This is a genomic window from Mesorhizobium sp. M1163, from assembly GCF_040318415.1.
GTDB lineage: Bacteria > Pseudomonadota > Alphaproteobacteria > Rhizobiales > Rhizobiaceae > Mesorhizobium.
In genome coordinates this window covers 1-582 of record NZ_JAMYMF010000114.1, presented here as the reverse complement: position 1 = coordinate 582, position 582 = coordinate 1, and the positions used below count along the sequence as shown (strand labels likewise).

The following is a 582-nucleotide window of genomic DNA, read 5'->3' as shown; positions in this document are numbered from 1 at the left end:
AATTGGCACGAGTGTGACAAGAAGCTTCTCATCCTAGAAGGACAGGACCTGAGCGGGGCGAACCTGTTCGGTGTTGATTTCACTTCGACCGACCTCAGGAACAGCAATCTCGTTGCCGCAAATCTTGAGAAGGCAACGCTTGTGCGTGCTTCCCTGGCCGACTCGACCGCCAAAGGCGCCCGGTTCGACAGAATCGAGGCCTACAGGACCGACTTCAGCCGTATGGACCCGCAGGGCGCTGTGTTTGCGAGCGCGGAAATGCAGCGCTCGAATTTCCAGGACGCCAATCTGACCAATGTTGATTTCACAAAGGCAGAATTGGGGCGTGCGCAGTTCCATGACGCCGATATCAGCGGCAGCCGCTTCTCGTTTGCCAATCTCGCACGGGCGGACTTCCGAGGAGCGACGTTCACCGCGCCGGTAGACTTTGACCGCGCTTTTTTGTTTCTGACCCGTATCGAGGGCCTCGACCTTTCCAATTCGGTGGGTCTGTCCCAGTGGCAGCTCAACATGGCTTGCGGAGACGCCCGGACCGAGTTGACTTCTGGCTTGACGAGGCCTGAAGATTGGCCCTGTCAATTC

Annotated in this window: 1 protein-coding gene; it reads left to right on the top strand. The window is 57.7% G+C overall.

Annotated features, from left to right (window positions below; translation table 11 throughout):
- A partial coding sequence (locus NKH43_RS35255) for a pentapeptide repeat-containing protein (protein ID WP_352862068.1) occupies nt 1–582 on the top strand: 582 nt, incomplete at both ends.